General features: G+C 72.1%; 14 protein-coding genes and 1 riboswitch. Of the genes, 10 read left to right on the forward strand and 4 right to left on the reverse strand.

Going from position 1 to position 14175, the window contains the following annotated elements; all coding sequences use genetic code 11:
- Positions 1-150 precede the first annotated feature (150 nt).
- The 4 genes from ddaH (at position 151) to TU30_RS38295 (ending at position 5390) form a co-directional block, all read left to right on the forward strand.
- Complete coding sequence (ddaH, locus tag TU30_RS14585; protein ID WP_042169626.1) at positions 151-963, forward strand: dimethylargininase; 813 nt, start codon at positions 151-153, stop codon at positions 961-963.
- Positions 960-2186 (forward strand): ornithine--oxo-acid transaminase, encoded by a 1227-nt coding sequence (rocD, locus tag TU30_RS14590; protein ID WP_042169628.1) that lies wholly within the window; start codon positions 960-962, stop codon positions 2184-2186. The genes ddaH and rocD overlap by 4 nt, the downstream gene beginning before the upstream one ends.
- A gap of 158 nt (positions 2187-2344) precedes the next feature.
- Positions 2345-4831 (forward strand): SpoIIE family protein phosphatase, encoded by a 2487-nt coding sequence (locus TU30_RS14595; RefSeq protein WP_042169843.1) that lies wholly within the window; start codon positions 2345-2347, stop codon positions 4829-4831.
- A 391-nt stretch (positions 4832-5222) separates the two neighbouring features.
- Positions 5223-5390 carry a hypothetical protein gene (locus TU30_RS38295; protein WP_158719316.1) on the forward strand — a complete coding sequence of 56 codons (168 nt, stop codon included), beginning with the start codon at positions 5223-5225 and terminating at the stop codon, positions 5388-5390.
- A 4-nt stretch (positions 5391-5394) separates the two neighbouring features.
- Here TU30_RS38295 and TU30_RS14605 read toward each other — a convergent pair whose 3' ends face one another.
- Positions 5395-5853, reverse strand: coding sequence for an RpiB/LacA/LacB family sugar-phosphate isomerase (locus tag TU30_RS14605; RefSeq protein WP_042169629.1), 459 nt, complete (start codon positions 5851-5853; stop codon positions 5395-5397).
- A 301-nt stretch (positions 5854-6154) separates the two neighbouring features.
- Here TU30_RS14605 and TU30_RS14610 point away from each other — a divergent pair, with 301 nt between their 5' ends.
- Entirely contained in the window at positions 6155-6880 is a 726-nt protein-coding gene (locus tag TU30_RS14610; RefSeq protein WP_042169634.1) for a 1-acyl-sn-glycerol-3-phosphate acyltransferase, read from the forward strand.
- 89 nt (positions 6881-6969) lie between these two features.
- On the opposite strand, the gene TU30_RS14615 is transcribed toward TU30_RS14610, so the two are convergent.
- Complete coding sequence (locus TU30_RS14615; RefSeq protein ID WP_042169636.1) at positions 6970-7230, reverse strand: type II toxin-antitoxin system prevent-host-death family antitoxin; 261 nt, start codon at positions 7228-7230, stop codon at positions 6970-6972.
- Positions 7231-7649: 419 nt separating this feature from the next.
- Positions 7650-7863: riboswitch (cyclic di-AMP (ydaO/yuaA leader) on the forward strand.
- A 3-nt stretch (positions 7864-7866) separates the two neighbouring features.
- Between TU30_RS14615 and TU30_RS14620 the strand changes: the two genes are divergently transcribed.
- Positions 7867-8340: a C40 family peptidase gene (locus tag TU30_RS14620; protein ID WP_042169639.1), complete on the forward strand. Its 474-nt coding sequence runs from the start codon at positions 7867-7869 to the stop codon at positions 8338-8340.
- 201 nt (positions 8341-8541) lie between these two features.
- Here TU30_RS14620 and TU30_RS14625 read toward each other — a convergent pair whose 3' ends face one another.
- Complete coding sequence (locus TU30_RS14625; protein ID WP_042169845.1) at positions 8542-9009, reverse strand: ATP-binding protein; 468 nt, start codon at positions 9007-9009, stop codon at positions 8542-8544.
- 212 nt (positions 9010-9221) lie between these two features.
- Here TU30_RS14625 and TU30_RS14630 point away from each other — a divergent pair, with 212 nt between their 5' ends.
- Complete coding sequence (locus TU30_RS14630) at positions 9222-10082, forward strand: helix-turn-helix transcriptional regulator (protein ID WP_042169848.1); 861 nt, start codon at positions 9222-9224, stop codon at positions 10080-10082.
- A 9-nt stretch (positions 10083-10091) separates the two neighbouring features.
- Entirely contained in the window at positions 10092-10316 is a 225-nt protein-coding gene (locus TU30_RS14635; protein ID WP_042169641.1) for a DUF397 domain-containing protein, read from the forward strand.
- 72 nt (positions 10317-10388) lie between these two features.
- Here the strand turns inward: TU30_RS14635 and TU30_RS14640 are convergent, their stop codons facing one another.
- Positions 10389-11516 carry an 8-amino-7-oxononanoate synthase gene (locus tag TU30_RS14640; protein ID WP_042169642.1) on the reverse strand — a complete coding sequence of 376 codons (1128 nt, stop codon included), beginning with the start codon at positions 11514-11516 and terminating at the stop codon, positions 10389-10391.
- Positions 11517-11662: 146 nt separating this feature from the next.
- Here TU30_RS14640 and bioB point away from each other — a divergent pair, with 146 nt between their 5' ends.
- Positions 11663-12901 (forward strand): biotin synthase BioB, encoded by a 1239-nt coding sequence (bioB, locus tag TU30_RS14645; RefSeq protein ID WP_042169643.1) that lies wholly within the window; start codon positions 11663-11665, stop codon positions 12899-12901.
- Positions 12894-14174: an adenosylmethionine--8-amino-7-oxononanoate transaminase gene (locus TU30_RS14650; protein WP_042169647.1), complete on the forward strand. Its 1281-nt coding sequence runs from the start codon at positions 12894-12896 to the stop codon at positions 14172-14174. Before bioB ends, TU30_RS14650 begins: the two co-directional genes overlap by 8 nt.
- Position 14175 lies beyond the last annotated feature (1 nt).

Here is a 14175-nt window from a genome sequence, read left to right on the forward strand (position 1 = left end):
GCGCGAGGCGCAGCAGGCGTGCGCGGAGCGGAGGGAACACGCAGCATTGCTGCGTGAGCGCGCACCTCATGTTCCTTGTCGCCCGGCCCTGTCGCTTCCTACCGTGGACACACCCCCGATGACACCGCGTGGAAGCGGAGGCACCCCTCTGTGACCGATACCCGTGTGCCGTCCCGACGGCGCTACCTCGTCTGCGACCCCGGACACTTCGCCGTGCGGTACGCGATCAACCCCTGGATGCGTCCCGACCGTCCCGTCGACCTCGCCCTGGCCCAGCGGCAGTGGCGCACGCTGATCGACGTCTACCGCGCCCACGGTCATACCGTGGAGAGCGTGAAACCGGTACCCGGCCTGCCCGACATGGTGTTCGCCGCGAACGCGGCGGTCGTCGTCGGGGGCCGTGTCCTCGGCTCCCTGTTCCTGTCGCCCGAGCGGCGCCCCGAGTCCGAGCCCTACGAGACCTGGTTCAAGGCGGAGGGCTTCGACGTCCACCGCCCCGAGTCGGTGTGCGAGGGCGAGGGCGACCTGGTTCCCGCCGGGCGCTGGATCCTCGCCGGCACCGGTTTCCGCACCGCCCGCGAGGCACATCACGAGGCACAGGAGTTCTTCGGTGTGCCCGTGATCGGCCTGACGCTGGTGGATCCGTGCTTCTACCACCTGGACACGGCGCTGTTCGCGCTGGACGAGGAGAACATCGCGTACTACCCGGAGGCGTTCTCGCCGGGGAGCCGTGAGGTACTGGCCCGGCTGTATCCGGACGCGGTGACCGCGACCCGCGAGGACGCGATGGCCTTCGGCCTGAACTCCGTCTCCGACGGACGCCACGTGTTCGTCTCACCGGGGGCGACGGCCCTCGCCGCGCGGCTCGCCGACCGCGGCTACGTTCCCGTTCCCGTCGACCTGTCCGAGTTCCACAAGGCAGGCGGCGGGATCAAGTGCTGCACTCAGGAGATCCGCTCATGACCTCTGCCGCCCGTACCCGTTCGTCCGCCGAGCTGATCGGCGCGGAGGAGCCGGTGCTCGCGCACAACTACCACCCGTTGCCCGTGGTCGTCGCCCGCGCGCGGGGCGCCTGGGTGGAGGACGTGGAGGGCCGCCGCTACCTCGACATGCTGGCCGGCTACTCGGCGCTCAACTTCGGCCACCGGCATCCCGCACTGACCGAAGCGGCGCACCGCCAGCTGGACCGGCTCACGCTGACCTCGCGCGCCTTCCACAACGACCGGCTCGCCGAGTTCGCCGAGCGGCTGGCCGCGCTGACCGGGCTGGACATGGTACTGCCCATGAACACCGGCGCGGAGGCGGTGGAGAGCGCGGTGAAGGTGGCCCGCAAGTGGGCCTACGACGTGAAGGGCGTCCCGGCCGGCGAGGCGACGATCGTGGTCGCCTCGGACAACTTCCACGGCCGGACCACGACCATCGTCAGCTTCTCGACGGACGAGACCGCCCGCGCCGGCTTCGGGCCCTTCACCCCGGGTTTCCGGATCGTCCCGTACAACGACCTGGCGGCGCTGGAGGCGGCGGTCGACGAGACGACGGCCGCGGTGCTGATCGAGCCGATCCAGGGCGAGGCAGGGGTGAACATCCCCGACGACGGCTACCTGGCGGGCGTACGGGAGCTGACGCGCCGCGCGGGGTGCCTGTTCGTCGCGGACGAGATCCAGTCGGGACTCGGCCGTACGGGGCGCACGCTGGCCGTGGACCACGAGTCGGTCGTCCCGGACATGGTGCTGCTCGGCAAGGCGCTGGGCGGCGGCATCGTCCCGGTGTCGGCGGTGGTGGCCCGGCGCGAGGTGCTCGGGGTACTGCACCCCGGGGAGCACGGATCGACGTTCGGCGGCAATCCGCTGGCCGCGGCCGTCGGTACGGCGGTGGTGGAGCTGCTGGAGACGGGCGAGTTCCAGCGCCGGGCGGCGGAACTGGGCGTGGTGCTGCGCGACGGGCTGGAGTCGCTGGTCGGCCGGGGCGTCGTCGGTTTCCGCTCGCGCGGGCTGTGGGCGGGTGTCGACGTGGACCCGGCGCTCGGCACCGGCCGTGAGGTCAGTGAGCGGCTGATGCGGGAGGGAGTCCTGGTCAAGGACACCCACGGGTCCACCATCCGGCTGGCCCCGCCGCTCACCGTCCGGGGCGAGGAACTCCAGGATGCCCTGGGGACCCTGGGGAAGGTGCTGGGCCAGGGCGGCTGACCCGGCCCCGGCCTGCCCCCGTCCGCGTCCGCCCGTCCGGCCGTTTTCACCGGTCCCCGCCTCGCCCGGGAAGCCCGCTGCCCGGTTCCCGGGTGAAGATGGGGACAAGAGGTGGTAGACCACTCTCAGCGACAGAGAGGTCGGCCGTGGGCGGACACGTGGGCGGACACGGGGAGCAGGACGTTGCCCGGCGACGATTCGACGTGGCCGACGCCGCTCCCCTGCTGCTCGATCCGCAGGGCGTGGTGACGAACTGGACCGGCCCGGCCGAGCGGCTGCTGGGGTACACGGCGGCCGAGGCGGTGGGCGGGAAACTGTCCGATCTGCTGACCGCCGAGGACGCCGAGCGGGTGCCGGAACTGGTCGGGCGCTGCCGGGCCGACGACGGGTGGGCCGGCCTGATGACGGCCCGGCACCGGGACGGACACGTGGTCCCCGTCATGGTCAGAGTGCTGCGGACCGTGGAGCCGCGTGGCCGCTCGTCCCTGCTGGTGCTGCTGTCGGAGCTGGCCGGCTCCTCAGGCTGGGACATGAGCCGCACGATGCTGGAGCAGATGGTCTCCGGATCGGCGATCGGGCTCGCGATCGTGGACACGGACCTGCAGTACGTGTGGTCGAACACCGCGCTCGAGCAGTTCGGCGGCGGCCCCGCGCGGCGGCGGCTGGGTCTGCGGTTCGCCGATGTCCAGCCCGGACTGGACGCCGAGGCCGTCGAGGCGCGGATGCGCCACGTCCTGGAGACCGGCGAGTCGGTGGTCGGCTTCGAACACGTCGGCTGGGCCCGTTCGGCGCCGCTGCGGGAAACCGCGCACATGCTGTCGTTCACCCGGCTCGACGACGACCGGGGCAACCCGATGGGCGTCTACTACAGCGTCGTCGACATCACCGACCGGCACCGCGCGCGCCAGCGCCTCGCGCTGCTCGACCGGGCCGGCCGGCACATCGGCCGCACCCTGGACATCATGCACACCGCGCAGGAGCTGGCCGACGTCGCCGTCCCGGACCTCGCGGACTTCGTGACCGTGGACCTTCTGGAGACGGTGCTCCGGGGCGCCGAGCTCCCGCCGGGCCCGCTCGCGGAGACGGAGAGGGTGCCGCTGCTCGGCGCGGGCCACCGGTCCGTGTACGAGGATCTGCCGCGCACGGTCCGGGACATCGGCGCGCCGGTCTCCTATCTGCCCGGTTCACCGCCGGTCCGCTGCCTGACCACGGGCAGGACCTGGCGTCAGGAACAGCTCGATCCGCTCGCCCTGGAGTGGGCCGAGAGCAGGCCCGGCCTCCGGGAGGCCACGTTCCTGGAGCTGGGGCTGCAGAGTGTGATGATCGTGCCGATCCGCGCCCGGGGTGTCACCCTGGGCATCACCGTGTTCTTCCGGCGCCGCCGGGACCCCTTCAGCGAGGACGACTCGAACCTCGCCGAGGACCTCGTCTCGCGCGCCGCGGTCTGTGTGGACAACGCCCGGCGCTACACCAGGGAGCGGAACGCGGCGCTCGTGCTGCAGCGCAGTCTGCTGCCCCACCGGCTCCCCGAGCAGGACGCCGTGGAGGTGGCCGCGTGCTACCGCCCGGCCGACGAGCTGACCGGTCTGGGCGGCGACTGGTACGACCTGATCCCGCTGTCCGGTGCCCGTGTCGCCCTCGTCGTCGGCGAGGTCCCCGGGCACGGTATCGACGCCGCCGCCGCGATGGGCCGGCTGCGGACCGCCGTACGGACCCTGGCCGCGCTGGACCTGCCTCCCGAGGAGGTGCTGGGGCATCTGGACGACCTGGTGTCTCAGTCGGCGGGCGAGGGGGAGACCGAGCCGGCGGCGGCCTACGGCCAGTCCGTGGGATCCGGTTGCCTGTACATCGTCTACGACCCGGTCGAGGGGCGGTGCGCGATGGCCGCCGCAGGCCATCCCGCGCCCGTCCTGGTGGCGCCCGACGGCTCGGTCGGCTTCGTCGAACTGCCGGCGGGGCCTGCGCTCGGCGTGGGCGGTCCACCGTTCGAAGCGGTGGAGCTGCCCCTGGCCGAGGGCAGCACGGTCGTCCTGCACACCGACGGTCTGCTGGCCGGTGTCCCCGGCGGAAACGACGCGGCCGGGAACGGAACCGGGGACGCGGACCCCGGCCGGGAGCGGCTGCGGCAGGCGCTGCGAGCGGCTCCGGACTCCCTGGAGCAGCGGTGCCGGGCGGTGGTGGACGCTTTGGTACCGGCCCGCCCGTACGACGACGTGGCCATGCTGCTGGCCCGTACCCGGCTCCTGGACGCCGGCCAGGTGGCGGTCTGGGACCTGCCGGCGGATCCGGCCGTGGTGGCCGAGGCCCGCAGGACGGCCACCCGGCAGCTGGGCCACTGGGACCTGGACGAGCTGGTCTTCACCACGGAGCTGGTCGTCAGCGAACTGGTCACCAACGCCATCCGGCACGCCGCCGGCCCCGTCCGGCTGCGGCTGATCCGGGAGCGTGCGCTGGTCTGCGAGGTGTTCGACGGCGGGGCGACCACACCCCATCTGCGTCATCCCCGCGCCATGGACGAGGGCGGGCGCGGGCTGCTGCTGGTCTCCCAGCTCGCCCAGCGGTGGGGCACCCGTTTCGTTCCCGACGGGAAGGTCATCTGGGCCGAGATGTCGCTGACCGGCCCGGACGACCTTCCCGTCGGCTGACGCCGCCGGCATCGCACGTCTCCCGAGCCGCCGCCCCACCCTGCCCGCAATGGTGGCGGTCCTCGCCCCGGATCCCGTGTACGCGGACGTCGGCGCGGCCTTCCCGGAAGGGACCGGAAGGTCCCGTGAGGAACTGCTGGGCCGCTACGCGCACGTGGTCGACGGCGTCGAGTCCGCGGCGGGGTCACCGCCTTCGTCGGCCTCGGCCGGCACACCGTCGCGTACGGCGGCGCCGGCCGTCTCCCTCCTTGCCGGTCCGCCGCGAGGGGCGGGGGGAGTTCCTCGACCGGGGCACCGGTCACCCGCTCGACGCGCTCCCCGAACCGGCGCCGAGGCCCGAGGCGACGACCACACTCACGCCGGGGCGGCCCTTGTGCTCTGCACCGGCGGTTTGGCCGAACGGCGCCGGGAGGACATCGACACCGGCCTGTTCCGCCTCTGCGGGTCGCTGCGCCGCCACCGGACGCGGGATCCGAAGTCGCCGGCGGACGCCGTGCCGCTGGAGCCGTCGCCCGGCGGCGCCACCGACGACAGCGCGCTGATCGTCGTCCGGCTGTGACGGTTCAGCCGGTGGTGGGCCGTGTGCCGTCGAGCAGGGTCAGCCGGTCCACGTTGTGCCGGTCCTCCTCGTCCCGGCCGGACACCGGGGCGAACCAGGCGTCGAGGATCTCCCTCAGCTGCGGCTCGGACGTGAGCCGCAGCCCGAGCGCCAGCACGTTGGCGTCGTTCCAGCGGCGTGCGCCGTCCGCGGTGTAGGCGTCCGTGCACAGGGCCGCCCGTACGCCCGGAACCTTGTTGGCCGCGATCGAGGCTCCCGTGCCGGTCCAGCAGCACACCACCGCCTGGTCCGCGGTCCCGTCGGCGACGTCGCGGGCGGCAGCCTCGGAGCAGAACGCCCACCGTGCGTCGCTCCCGGGACTCAGGGCACCGTGCACGCTCACCTCGTGGCCGCGCTCGCGCAGTTCGGCGAGCAGGGCGCGGGCCACGGGTTCGTCCATGTCGGAGGAGACGGAGATCCGCATGGTCCGGAGCCTATGGGGTCTCCCCTGCTCGAGTGAAGCCGAGAGCTCGGGGAAGGAGCTCACTCAGGGGTACTCGGCCCGTGGAGCGGGCCGGGGGAAACCGCGGCGGCACGCGTCCTCACCGGTTCGTGCGCCGAAGGGTGTTCAGCCGTACCGCGGGCTCGGTCCGGCCTGCCCCGGGCCTGTCGCACATGGTGCCGGACAGGCCCGCCCCGACCTACACTGACAACCCCACGACGTGCCGGTTGACCTGCTGCAACACGCCGCTGGGCCCGTCCGACGGAGTCGAGGAGCGCGCCCCTTGTTCTACTACCTGCTGAAATATGTACTGCTGGGCCCGCTGCTGAGACTGGTCTTCCGGCCTCGAATAGAGGGCCTGGAGCATGTGCCGTCGTCCGGTGCCGGCATCGTCGCCGGCAACCATCTGTCGTTCTCGGACCACTTCCTGATGCCCGCGATCCTCAAACGGCGTATCACCTTCCTCGCCAAGGCCGAGTACTTCACCGGCCCGGGCATCAAGGGCCGGCTGACGGCGTTCTTCTTCCACAGCGCGGGCCAGATCCCGGTCGACCGCTCCGGCAAGGAGGCAGGGCAGGCCGCGATCCGGGAGGGCCTCGGAGTCCTGGGCAAGGGGGAGTTGCTCGGCATCTATCCGGAGGGCACGCGATCGCACGACGGGCGCCTGTACAAGGGCAAGGTCGGGGTCGCGAAGATGGCCCTCACGGCCGGTGTCCCGGTGGTTCCCTGCGCGATGATCGGCACCTTCGAGGCCCAGCCGCCCGGCAAGGTCGTCCCCCGCGTCCATCCCGTGGTGATCCGCTTCGGCGAGCCCCTCGACTTCTCCCGCTACGAAGGCATGGAGGAGGAACGGGCGGTCCTGCGTGCGATCACCGACGAGATCATGTACGCCATTCTGAAGCTGTCCGGGCAGGAATACGTCGACCAGTACGCGGCCGTCGCCAAGGCGGAGGAGACCGAGCGCAAGGCGCAGGAGAAGCGCCGGCTCCCGCGGCTGCCCCGGAGCTGAACCGCCCGGTGGACGAGCGGTGAGGGGCGGCCGGACGACTCCGGCCGCCCCTCACCGCTCGTCCACCGGACTCCGGCTCTCAGGACCTCCTACGACGCGGCTGTTCCGCGGTGTTCCGCGGCGATGCCGAAGCGCTGCTGTTCGCGGGGAGCGGACGCGGCCGTCCCGTGGACACCGGCCACCGTGCCGACCACCTGCTCGTCGACGGGCTCCCGGCCCTCGTCGAGTTCCCGGAGCCGGTCGAGTCGTCGCAGGTCGTCGGCGGACACGAGGGCGACGAGAGGCTTTCCGTGCCGGGTCGCGACGACGCGCTCACCTCCGTACACCGGCGCGGCGGGACCGAACTGCACGCCGCCACCCGGCCCGGGCCCTGCGGGTACTGGACGGCGGCCGGCGCACGGCCCGGGTCACGCTGCCGCCGGGCTCCGGCAGTTGACGCCCGTACCGGTCCCACCGCGGTCGGCGTCGGCAACACGTCCGCACCCGAGGCGAAACGGACCAAAAGGGGTACCACCAACCGGCGTAGGCGAACCACTTCTTTTCGGACCGCCACGGTTGCGCACCACGCGTGGCCACGCACCGGAACAGGCCACTGCGATGCTGGTCCGGGACTCCTCGGCACTCCGGACCTCGGCCCGGACGCGAGGCTGTCCACCCGAACGGATGAGTGGTGAGTAACAACACAAATACCCGGTTCAGTTGGGATTTCGGACCGGCGGTTGCCAAGATCGCTCACTGACGACAAGGCCCCGCCACCGCGGCGGGGCGATCCGGGCGGACGCCGAGTCCTGCCGCCGCCCGGATGACCGGTCGACAGGAGTGGATCGGCAGGAGTGGAGGACCCAGGCACGACGGGTCGCCGGAACGGGAGTTCGACTCCCGAGCCGAGCAGCCCTTGGGGTGAAGCCGCACTCGTGCGGCCGGGCAACTTCGCCAGCCCGAATCCGACAGGTCATCCTTCACAGGCGGCTGACGAAGGGTTGCGCATGACCGCGCTCAATCGTGTCCCGTCTCTCATGGCCAGGGCCGGTACGGCCTCGGCCCTCACCCTCGCCGCCGTGGGCGGCTCGATCGTCCTCCCGGGCACCGCCCCGGAGGCCTCGGCCTCGACCACGGCCACCAAAGCCCTCCAGGTCGCGGCGTCCAAGAAGGGCGCGCCCTACCGCTGGGGCGCCACCGGGCCGAGCCGCTTCGACTGCTCCGGACTGACCCTCTACTCGTTCAAGAAGGCAGGCAAGGCACTGCCCCGTACTGCGGCCCAGCAGTACAACAAGACCCGCCACGTCTCCGCCTCGAACCGCAAGGCGGGGGACCTGGTCTTCTTCCATTCGGGCCGGAACGTCTACCACGTGGGCATCTACGCGGGCCAGGGCAAGCTCTGGCACGCCCCGAAGACCGGGGATGTGGTGCGCCTGCAGAAGATCTGGACCAACAGCGTCTGGTACGGCCGGGTGAAGTGATCCGCGAGGGCGGCGGTACCCCCCTGCCGCCGCCCCGCCGGACACGCCGAACGGCACCCGGACAACACACCGGCGTGGCGGCTCGAGGATCTGCACATCGCCCGAACGGATGAGCAGGCCCGCTTCCCGGTCCCCTCTTGGCCCTCCTTCCGGTCCCTCTCTGCTCGCTCCTCCACCTCGCCCGCGTTCCTGCCGTGGCCCCTACGGTTCCTGCCGGCCTGCCGCCTCGACCGCCGTGACCGGCTCGGCGGGGACGGTCCACGGGAGGACGACGGAGACGGTCTTTCCACCCTCCCTGGTGGGGCGGACCCTCATCCTGCCGCCGCATTCCGCGGTCAGCCAGCGGATGATGACCAGCCCCCGGCCGTTGTCCTGCTGGACCGCGGCGGGGAGCCGTCTGGGGAACCTCGGGTGGCTGTCGGTGACCCCGATGCACAGCCGGCCGTCGCGGGCGAGGGCGACGTCCACGGTGAACGTGGGCGACTGCCCCCGGGTGTGCTGCACGGCGTTGGTCGCGAGTTCGGACACGATCAGCCGGACGGTGTCGGACACTTCGGTGTCCTCCGGCACGCCCCACCCCGCCAGCGCGCCCACCACATGGGCGCGGGCCGCGGAGACCGAGGCAGGATCGCTCGGCAGAGTGATGGATGCTTCCCGGTGGTCTGCCATGGCGATGTCGTCCCTTTCCACGGGACCGCAGTCCGACACGGAGCGGCTGTCGAGTACGGTCCCGCACTGGCGCTTCGTCGTCAGACTGCCATCACCACGGACCGTCGGCGACGATACGGCCAAGATATGCATATATCTGTCGCTCAAAGCGGTGAACTCTGCGACGGGAGACCGTATACGGGTGGCCCTGAGGGAGTAAGGGGGAAGCCATGATGCAGCACGGTCCCGCGGTGCGCCGCCGGAAACTGGGCGCCGAACTGCGCTCGCTGCGCACATCGGCGGGGTTCACCAGTGGTGAGGCAGCCCGGCTGGTGGGCTGGCACCAGTCGAAGGTGAGCCGAATCGAGACGGGCACGAGCGGGGTGAAACCGGCCGATGTGCGGTTACTGCTCGACGCCTACGACCTGACCGACCCTCAGGTGCGGGAGCTGCTCATGGTGTTGGCGGGGTCGGACGACAGCGGCGGACGGCACCACTGGTGGCATGCGTACCGGGGTGTACTGCCGCCCACCTACCGGGACTTCATCAGTCTGGAGTCCCAGGCCAGCGCGATGCGCACACTGGAGACCACCGTGGTTCCCGGGCTGCTGCAGACACCGGAGTACGCGCGGGCCGTCACGGAGGCGGCGCTGGAGGATGCTTCGGAGGAGCGGCTGGACACACTGGTGGAGGTGCGGCTGGCCCGGCAGGACGTCCTGCGGGCGGACCCACCGCTGGGATTCAGCGCGGTCCTGGACGAGGCGGTGCTGCGCCGGCAGGTGGGCGGCCCCGGCGTCATGACCCGCCAGCTGGAACGGCTCGTGGAGGCGGCACGCCTCCCCCAAGTGCGGCTTCAGGTACTGCCGTTCACTGCCGGGGCACACATCGGCGTCACTGGTCCTTTCGTAATCTTCTCATTTTCGCGCACTTCCGATCTGGATGTTGTAGTGCTCGACCACTTGACGAGTAGCCTCTATCTGGAGCGGAAAGAAGACCTCCGGGTGTACTCGGAGGCTTTCCACGCGCTTTCGGTCCACGCCCTTTCACCCGAGGACTCGTTGGATTTCATCGCCGGGACAGCTGCCGGCGTGTAAGGAGGCACGATGCCCGCACCGCCTCGGACCCTTCCCTCCAGCACCGACCTGCACGGTGTGCTGTGGCTGCGCAGCAGCCACAGCACGGGCGCGAACAACTGCGTCGAGACGGCCCGGCCCGCCACCGGCCCCGGTGCCGGACTGCTCGCCGTGCGCGACTCCAAGGACCCGGACGGACCCGCGCTGCTCATCTCCCCCGGGAGCTGGACGAAGTTCATGGCCGCGGTTCACTGACCTGCCGCTCCTTGGCACCCGCTCGCACTCGACCCTCCGTCGTCGGGCGACTCACGGCCGTGCCTCGCCGACTCATGGCCGCGTCTCGCCGATCACCTGTACAGCGCGTTCGATCTCGGCCCCGGAGAGGTCCGCGCGGGCGGTCAGTCTGAGCCGTGAGATGCCGTCGGGCACGGAAGGAGGACGGAAGCAGCCCACGGACAGGCCGGCCGCCCGGCAGTCGGCCGCCCATCGCACGGCCTGCTCCGGGGACGGGGCACGCACGGAGACGACCGCGGCGTCGGGACGTACGGCTTCGAGGCCCGCGGCCGTCAGCCGGTGGTGCAGGTCCCGCGCCACCGCGCCCGCCCGGGCCGCACGCCCCGGTTCACGGCGCAGCAGCCGCAGGGCCGAGAGCGCGGCGCCCGCGGCCGCCGGGGCGAGGCCCGTGTCGAAGATGAACGTCCGGGCTGTGTTGACCAGATGCTCGACGACCCGTGCCGGACCGAGCACGGCTCCGCCCTGGCTGCCGAGCGACTTGGAGAGCGTGAGCGTCACCACGACGTCCCCCGCGCCGGCGAGCCCCGCCGCGGACGCGGCGCCGCGTCCGCCGTCGCCGAGCACCCCGAGACCGTGGGCGTCGTCGAGCACGAGTCCCGCGCCGTGTTCACGGCACACCTCGGCCAGCGCGTCGAGCGGGGAGGCGTCCCCGTCGACCGAGAAGACCGTGTCGGACACGGCCACGGCGGCTCCGTCGTGCCCGCTCAGCGCCTTGCCCGCGGAGTCGGGGTCGGCGTGCGCCACGACCTGCGTCCTGCCCCGGGCCAGCCGGCAGCCGTCGATCAGGGAGGCGTGGTTGCCCGCGTCGGACACGATCAGCGAGCCGTGCGGGGCCAGCGCGGTGACGGCGGCGAGGTTGGCCGCGTAGCCGGAGGAGAGGACGAGGGCCGCCTCGAAGCCGCAGAAGTCGGCCAGTTCACCTTCCAGCTCGGTGTGCAGTTCGGTGGTGCCGGTGACGAGCCGGGACCCGGTGGCCCCGCCGCCCCAGGTCCGCGCCGCCCGCGCCGCGCCCTCGGCCACTTCCGGATGCCGGGCCAGGCCCAGGTAGTCGTTGCTCGCCAGATCGAGGAGCGGTGCGTCGGCGGCCCGCGGGCGCAGGGTCCGTACGAGCCCGGCCCTGCGGCGCAGCGCCGCCTGCTCGTCGATCCATCCGAACGCCATGGGTCCTCCGGTGGCTTTGTAGGCAATGGACAGACACTAGCGGGACGGTCGGCGGACCACTGTGTGGCCATGCCCACAGCCGTCAGCGCCTCTGTTGTACGAACCCTCCTTGGCCGGGACGGCGGAATAGGACAGGATCGGCTCCCATGGACCTGCTGAACACGCTGGTGGACAAGGGGCTTCGGCGCGAGACGCCGACCCGTGAGGAAGCGCTGGCCGTCCTCGGGACGTCCGACGACGATCTGCTCGACGTGGTGGCGGCGGCCGGGAAGGTGCGGCGGCACTGGTTCGGGCGGCGGGTGAAACTCAACTATCTGGTCAACCTCAAGTCCGGCCTGTGCCCGGAGGACTGCTCCTACTGTTCCCAGCGGCTCGGCTCGGAGGCCGGCATCCTGAAGTACACCTGGCTCAAGCCCGAGCAGGCCTCGGACGCGGCCGCGGCCGGGCTGGCGGGCGGCGCCAAGCGGGTGTGCCTGGTGGCCAGCGGCCGTGGTCCGACCGACCGTGACGTGGACCGTGTCTCCGACACCATCAGGGCGATCAAGGAGGGCAACGAGGGCGTCGAGGTGTGCGCCTGCCTCGGACTGCTCTCCGAGGGCCAGGCGGAGCGGCTGCGCGAGGCGGGCGCGGACGCCTACAACCACAACCTCAACACCTCCGAGGCCACCTACGGGGACATCACCACCACGCACACGTACGCCGACCGCGTGGACACCGTGCAGAAGGCGCACGCGGCCGGTCTGTCCGCCTGCTCCGGGCTGATCGCCGGCCTGGGTGAGAGCGACGCGGACCTGGTCGACGTGGTCTTCGCGCTGCGCGCACTGGACCCGGACTCGGTGCCGGTGAACTTCCTGATCCCGTTCGAGGGCACGCCGCTCGCGAAGGAGTGGAACCTCAGCCCGCAGCGGTGCCTCAGGATCCTGGCGATGGTGCGGTTCGTGTGCCCGGACGCCGAGGTACGGATCGCGGGCGGCCGGGAGGTGCATCTGCGCACGATGCAGCCGCTCGCGCTGCATCTGGCCAACTCGGTCTTCCTCGGTGACTACCTCACCAGTGAGGGCCAGGCGGGCCGGGCCGACCTGGAGATGATCGCGGACGCCGGGTTCGAGGTGGAGGGCACCGACCGCGTGACACTGCCCGCACACCGGGCGGGCGCGGGTGCCGGCGGATGCGGGTCGCCCGACGGGGGTGGCGGATGCGGATCGCACGAGGGCGGTGGCGGGTGCGGGCCGGCGTCCTCCGGCGCCGGGGCGTGCGTGGACACGGGAGCGGACGCGGGTCCGGGGACGGCGAGCGAGGGGACGGGCCGGGCCGGCGAACCGCGTACCGGTCTCGTCGCCGTCCGCCGGCGGGGTGCCGGAACGGATCTCGCACCCAATGCCTGAACGGTCCGTACCCGAGCTTCTCGAGCTGGACCGGCGGCATGTCTGGCATCCGTACGGGCCCATGCCCGGCCGCGGGGACCCCCTCGTCGTGGAGTCGGCGAGCGGGGTGCGGCTGCGGCTCGCCGACGGCTCGGGCGAACTGGTCGACGGGATGTCGTCCTGGTGGTCGGCGATCCACGGCTACAGCCACCCCGTGCTGAACGAGGCCGTGTGCGACCAGCTGGGGCGGATGAGTCATGTGATGTTCGGCGGGCTCACGCACGAGCCCGCCGTCCGGCTGACGAAGCTCCTTGTCGACATGTCACCCGACGGCCTCGAGCATGTCTTCCTCGCCGACTCGGGCTCGGTGTCGGTCGAGGTGGCCGTCAAGATGTGCCTGCAGTACTGGCGTTCGCTCGGGCGGCCCGGGAAGCGGCGGCTGCTGACCTGGCGGGGCGGCTACCACGGCGACACCTGGCAGCCGATGTCGGTCTGCGATCCCGAGGGCGGGATGCACGAGCTGTGGACCGGGGTGCTCCCGGAGCAGGTGTTCGCGAAGGCCCCGCCCGCCGAGTACGAGGAGTCGTACGCCGAGCACCTGCGGGAGCTGATCGGGCGGCACGCCGGCGAACTGGCGGCCGTGATCGTCGAGCCGGTGGTGCAGGGCGCGGGCGGCATGCGCTTCCACTCCCCCGCGTATCTGCGGGTGCTGCGCGAGGCGTGCGACGCGCACGACGTGCTGCTGGTGTTCGACGAGATCGCGACCGGGTTCGGGCGCACGGGCACGCTGTTCGCGGCCGGGCACGCGGCGGTGACCCCGGACGTGATGTGCGTGGGCAAGGCGCTGACCGGCGGCTATCTGACCATGGCGGCGACGCTGTGCACCGCCCGGGTGGCCGACGGCATCTCGCGCGGCGACGTGCCGGTGCTGGCGCACGGTCCGACGTTCATGGGCAACCCGCTGGCGGCGGCCGTGGCCTGCGCCTCGATCGAGCTGCTGCTCGGGCAGGACTGGCCCGCGGAGGTCAGGCGCATCGAGTCGGGCCTGCGGGAGGGGCTGGCGCCGGCGGCCGGGCTGCCGGGCGTCCGTGACGTGCGGGTCCTCGGCGCCATCGGCGTCGTCCAGCTCGATCGCGCGGTGGACATGGAGGCGGCCACGCGCGCGGCGGTGCGCCGGGGCGTGTGGCTGAGGCCGTTCCGGGATCTGATCTACACCATGCCGCCGTACGTCACCGGCGACACGGATGTGGCCCGGATCGCGGACGCGGTGTGCGCGGCGGCCGAGGAGGGATGAC

It is taken from the genome of Streptomyces sp. NBRC 110035 (genome assembly GCF_000829695.1).
Taxonomy (GTDB): domain Bacteria; phylum Actinomycetota; class Actinomycetes; order Streptomycetales; family Streptomycetaceae; genus Streptomyces.